6 protein-coding genes are annotated in these 5,010 nt (G+C 68.5%); 1 reads left to right on the forward strand and 5 read right to left on the reverse strand.

Annotated elements, in window-relative coordinates:
- Window positions 1-253: 253 nt before the first annotated feature.
- From ACWC5O_RS44935 to ACWC5O_RS44945, 3 genes are all read right to left on the reverse strand, one after another.
- Entirely contained in the window at window positions 254-472 is a 219-nt protein-coding gene (locus ACWC5O_RS44935) for a CBS domain-containing protein (protein WP_450592531.1), read from the reverse strand.
- Between the two features lie 339 nt (window positions 473-811).
- Window positions 812-1,015 carry a cold-shock protein gene (locus tag ACWC5O_RS44940; RefSeq protein ID WP_028799214.1) on the reverse strand — a complete coding sequence of 68 codons (204 nt, stop codon included), beginning with the start codon at window positions 1,013-1,015 and terminating at the stop codon, window positions 812-814.
- 260 nt (window positions 1,016-1,275) lie between these two features.
- Window positions 1,276-2,037, reverse strand: coding sequence for a calcium-binding protein (locus ACWC5O_RS44945; RefSeq protein WP_450592485.1), 762 nt, complete (start codon window positions 2,035-2,037; stop codon window positions 1,276-1,278).
- A 215-nt stretch (window positions 2,038-2,252) separates the two neighbouring features.
- On the opposite strand from ACWC5O_RS44945, the gene ACWC5O_RS44950 reads away from it, so the two are divergent.
- The gene (locus ACWC5O_RS44950) at window positions 2,253-2,717 is read left to right on the forward strand and encodes a hypothetical protein (RefSeq protein WP_450592484.1); all 465 of its coding nucleotides are present in this window, start codon (window positions 2,253-2,255) and stop codon (window positions 2,715-2,717) included.
- A gap of 77 nt (window positions 2,718-2,794) precedes the next feature.
- On the opposite strand, the gene ACWC5O_RS44955 is transcribed toward ACWC5O_RS44950, so the two are convergent.
- Both ACWC5O_RS44955 and ACWC5O_RS44960 read right to left on the reverse strand, forming a co-directional pair.
- Window positions 2,795-3,412 (reverse strand): SUKH-4 family immunity protein, encoded by a 618-nt coding sequence (locus tag ACWC5O_RS44955; RefSeq protein WP_450592483.1) that lies wholly within the window; start codon window positions 3,410-3,412, stop codon window positions 2,795-2,797.
- A gap of 431 nt (window positions 3,413-3,843) precedes the next feature.
- Window positions 3,844-4,524, reverse strand: coding sequence for a nucleic acid/nucleotide deaminase domain-containing protein (locus ACWC5O_RS44960; RefSeq protein ID WP_450592481.1), 681 nt, complete (start codon window positions 4,522-4,524; stop codon window positions 3,844-3,846).
- Window positions 4,525-5,010: the final 486 nt, after the last annotated feature.

Here is a 5,010-nt window from a genome sequence, read left to right on the forward strand (position 1 = left end):
CGAGCGAGATCACCGGCGAACTCCATCGGGAACTCGGCCGCCAGAACAACCACTACCGGCACGTCGCCGGGATCCTGAGGGCGGTTTCCCGCCCGTCCTCATACCGCCATGGGGCCGGTGCCGCCGAGCAGGGCCTATGCGGTCCGGAGCGGAGCGGGACCGCCCACGCCCACGGCCTCGGGGCGGTCGTGGCGGTCCTGTCGTGTGACGACCCGGCCCACCTGCTTGACGGGGCAGCGGCGGCGGCCGATGGTCACGGACGCTCCGATGCCGCTGGGGCGGGCGCCGGGCGGGGCAGCGATCGGTCGAGGACGTCCCGCAGACGGATCCGGTCCGTGTACGTGGAACTGTCGCGGAGAACGGCGAGCCGGAGCAGGGTGATCAAGCCCGTGCTCTCGTCGTCCCCGTCGCACACGGTCAGGTACTCGACCCGGGCGCCCGCCATGACGGCCAGAGCCACTTCGACGGTCATGTCATCACTTACCCGAGGCCCGTGCCCTTCGCTGTCGTCGACCACGGACACGGGGGCGGGGTCCGGCCTGCGGTAATGCGTCCGCGCTGACGTCAAGGGTGTCTCCTTCGGTGAGGGCGGGCGATGGTGCGTGCGCGAGTGGTACGTGTGCGCTTCTTGCGGAACCATCCTCGATGCGGGCACGTACCAAGGAACTTCCGCAGCAGAATGAGCGGCGCCGAGACTCGCGAGAACGGGCCGAAAAATGACAGGGCCGAATCACCCTGGGAATGAAGCGAGCTGGGGCCCGCACCCCAAGGTGCGGGCCCCAGCTGCGAAGTATGCGGCAGTGCCGGTGCGTCAGGCGGGAACGATGTTCTCGGCCGTCGGACCCTTCTGGCCCTGCGCGATGTCGAACGACACCTTCTGGCCTTCCAGCAGCTCGCGGAAGCCCTGGGTGGCGATGTTCGAGTAGTGGGCGAAGACGTCGGCGCCGCCGCCGTCCTGCTCGATGAAGCCGAAGCCCTTTTCCGCGTTGAACCACTTCACAGTGCCAGTAGCCATTTTGTTTCTCCTTCGGTGAACGGTGTCAGGAATACGCCCTGTGCGCATTCCGTGTCGCCGCGATGATCAGCCGTCAGAAAAACCTTCTGGCAACCACAACTGCAACTGATGACGACAGTAGCACGTCGGCGTCGGCCCTGGCGCGGTAAGTAATTCTGCACCGCCTGTCGGCGCAGGAATATTTATCGTGCGCCGCGTCGATTTCTTACACCGCGACTACAGATATTGACTTCCGGGGACGGAGTATTGCCGTCGAGTGATTACTTGGTGTCGACGTAGTCGCCGGCGGCCTTGGCGGAGGCCGTCGTGGTGGTGCCCGTGAAGGCGTAGCGCCAGTAGCCGTCGGCGGAAGCGGTGACCGTGGTCCTCAGGGTGCCGGTGCTGCTTGTGGTGACGGTCTTGACGGTGGTGTAGGTGCTGGTGCCCGCCTTGCGGAACTGCAGCTTCACCGACTGGTTGGCGTACCCGTGGTACGCGTTGTCGTCCCAGTTGGCCCGGCTGAGCTTGCCCGTCACGGTCAGGGCCGCGCCCTTGCTCACCGGTTCGGGCGAGGCGTCGGTCGTGAGCTTGGCGTACCGCTTGACGTAGAACTTGTCTGGGAAGTTCTCCGATATGCCGTCGTGGTCCTTGGAGCTGATGTCCACGTACGCCTGCCAAGCCCCCGCCTGCGCGTTCTCCAGTCCGTAGTAGCCCGGGTCCATGACGTAGCTCATCGAGCAGGTGGCGGTGGTGGCGTTGACGGCCTTGCAGCCCAGGTTCTCGTGGTAACCGAAACCGGTGGCGGTCGCCGTGCTCCAGATGTCCGAGTAAGCCGCGTTGATCCCGGAGCTGTCCGTGGCGGTGATCGCCAGGACGAAGGTCTTCTTCTCCGTGGTGCCGACCACGACGGACTTGCCACCGTTGAACGACACGTTTGTGATCTTCAGATCTCCGTCCCCGGTCACGGCCTCGGCGGCCGGAGCGGTCAGAGCCGAGAGCGCCACCGCACACGGCAGCAGGATGCCGACGGCAAGCTTGCGCATGAAACCCCCCACAGGGCAGGCCCACCGTCCTGGTTCACGGCGGTGGGATGAACAGGTGTGCGGAGTGTAGAAGCACGCGCGCAAGCTGTTTGCGGCAGGGCGGCGCTGCTGAATTCGCGGCTCGCGGGCGCTGCTGGGTCCCGGCCCGACTGCATACGCTCCGCCGAGGGCACGCTGCGGACGGCTCTCAGGGCGAGAGCGCTTCCCTCTAAAGTGTGCTGATCAACTCCTGCGGCGGAAGAGCCGGGAGTGGTTCCCAAGGGGAAGGGAATGGGGGGCAGGTCGGTTCGGCCTCCACCACCGTCACTTTCGACCAGAGCGCGGCCAAGGAGACCGCGATCCGGACCGACGACACCACCGCCACCCGGAACTCCGTGGTCAACGCGTCTCCCGAGCCGGTCACCAAGGGCAAAACGCTCACCGTCACCGGAAAGCTCGTTCGCGCCGACTGGGAGACGCCCGGCGGCTGTCACGGGTACGCCGGCCAGAAGGTGCTGCTCCAGTTCCGCAAGAAGGGGACGTCTGCGTACGCGACCGTGAAGACGGTGACAACGGACGGTTCCGGCAACCTGAAGACCACCGTGAAGGCATCCGTGGACGGCGACTGGCGCTACAGGTTCGCAGGCACGCCGACCACCGCGTCCGCCACCGCGGGCGGCGACTTCGTCGACGTCCGCTGACCTCGCGGCCGTCGTCGGTCCCCGGCCACACCGGCCGGGGGCCGACGACGCTCCCCGGGGCTGGTCCGTGCCGGCGATCACCCGTAGAGCGAGCGGGCTCCCGGGCTGTTGCCCTTGAAGCGTTGGCCCGCGGCGATCTCCTCGCCGACCACCGACCAGACGGTCTCGTCGTCCTGGAAGGGGAGCGGGTCGATGCTGCTCGTCTCCTGACGGATACGCTCGACCTCGCGCTCCAGGCGCTCGAAGTCGGCTTCCTCGTCGCCGTCGTCGCCGCTGAAGGTGAACTCTTCGAGCAGGCGCTGGAACCGGAGGGTGACCTGGACGAGGGAGGAGACGTCCGTGTGGAGCTCCTGCACGGTTTCCTCGTCGGCGTCGAAGGCGTGCACCTTGCCGGAGCCGGGGTCGAGGGCGAGGTGGGCGTTGAGCAGCCAGCCGATGACGGGCCATTCGCCCGCGTCCTCCGAGGCGTCTTCGAACTCCTCGACGTCGACGACGTCCTGGACGAGAGGCAGCCGGCCGGAGTCCTCGTCGGGCACACGCAGCAGCAGCGTCCCGGTGGGGACGCCGACGTTCTGCAGGAGGCGGGCGCCCTCGGTGTCCGCAGCGGCGGGCGGGCAGGCGGTGGCGGGCAGGGTCGTGAGCCGGTCCTCGCCGAAGATGTCGACGAGTTCGCTGCGGGTGACGTCGAAAAGCACTGCCGGAACTCCGAACTCGACTGCGGCACGGGCGCCGTCGCACTTTCAGGGGACGGAAGCGGTCACAACAGTGTTGCGGATCGAGGCGCTTGCGGCGACTCCGATTCAGCCCCTCCCGCTCACCCGCCCTCTTATGGAACATCCAAGCGGCCGTGGTCGTGGTCTGGCCGGGCAGCGGTACGAAGCCGTGGATGCGGCGTTCGCTGACGGTGCCGGGCCGGGTGCCGTGGCCGATCAACCAGGCGAGGAGCCGCGACTTGCCGCTGCCCTCGGCGCCGGTGATCACGGCGAGGCCGGGGGCGCGGGGGTCGCCGAGCCAGGAGAACAGGGTGGCCGCGGCGGGCTCCCGCCCGGAAGCGGGCTAGGACCAGCGTGGGGCGGGATCGGCGGTCATGAACCCAGCTCCGTTCCCGCTGTACCCGGGCGGCGAGTCACTGCCGGGCCTGTTGTGCGGCGTGGGTGATGAGTGCCTTGATGCCTTCCTCGCGGGACTCCGCGGTGTTGCCGTAGTCGAAGCTGTGCGTGAACTCGGCACGCGGGAGGACGGCCTGGAGCCAGGCGGAGCAGTAGTGGCCCGGCGTCATGCACGGTTCGAGTTCGCAGTAGACGCGGCGGACCTGCTCGGGCTCCACTCCGGCGGAGGAGAGCTGCTGCCACAGCTGCTCCTCGGGGTGCAGGCGGCCAGGACCGGTCTGGGCGGTGACGATCTGCTTCGCGCCGTCCTTGCCGACGTACTCGAAGGCCGACGAGAAGGGGAAGTTGAGGGTGTGGCGGACGTCATCGAGCACCCGCGACCACCAGTTCTCCCGGTCGGCGACGGCCTCTGGGTCGATCCGCCGGATCTCCCGGACCAGCGCGGCGAACGCCTCGGCGGCTAACTGGAGTCCGTCAGAGGCGGCAATCACCGGGAGGGCGCGGTCCAGCGCGGCGGCGCAGTGGGTGAAGGCGGCAACGTCCGAGTTGACGAACAGGTCGGCTTCGCCGCGACCGAGGAAGAGGGCCTGTACGGAGCCGTCGGTGCGCACACACAGGTCCGCCAGCCGGTCGGTGCCGATGCGCACCCGCTCCGCCCAGTCACCCTGCAGGGCGACGCCACGGTGGCCCGTGTACATCCCGAGGGTGGGCCGTCGGTGTCGTCCGCCGCGATGAAGCACGGGCCGACGTGCAGCGGCACACCGGCCTGCGCGAGGTGGGTGCGGGCCGAGGCCGGCGAGGCAGGCACGCTGATGCGGCGCAGCCCCTGGGGGCCGAACTGTGTGATGGCAGGGTCCGAGGGGACTCGGGCATCACAGACCTCTCACGGCGGCGGGCTTACCGGCTCCACCCTATGTGCAGGCCGGGCGGGGCCGGGGGCTGTGACGAGGCCGGTACGGGGGCCCCCGTCGCGCCGCCCCAGCTGCTGCCTGACACCCCGGCCGCCTGCCCGACGGTGATCCCCTCACCCTGCGTATGTGGTGCGCAGGCCGCTCACCGGTCTATGCAACAAAGAACCCCCAGGTCCCTGGCGAATTCCAGGGGTCGTTGCAACACAGTGATCAACTGGCTGTGGCCAGGAGCTTAGCGAGGCGCTCGGCTGGGGTTTCCCAGCCGAGCGTTTT

This window comes from Streptomyces sp. NPDC001450 (assembly GCF_053597295.1).

Excerpts from the sequence above, each read along its gene's own strand:
- ACWC5O_RS44945 (WP_450592485.1), bottom strand. The coding sequence starts at position 2,037 with ATGCGCAAGCTTGCCGTCGGCATCCTGCTGCCGTGTGCGGTGGCGCTC.
- ACWC5O_RS44940 (WP_028799214.1), bottom strand. The coding sequence starts at position 1,015 with ATGGCTACTGGCACTGTGAAGTGGTTCAACGCGGAAAAGGGCTTCGGC.
- ACWC5O_RS44935 (WP_450592531.1), bottom strand. The coding sequence starts at position 472 with ATGACCGTCGAAGTGGCTCTGGCCGTCATGGCGGGCGCCCGGGTCGAG.
- ACWC5O_RS44960 (WP_450592481.1), bottom strand. The coding sequence starts at position 4,524 with ATGTACACGGGCCACCGTGGCGTCGCCCTGCAGGGTGACTGGGCGGAG.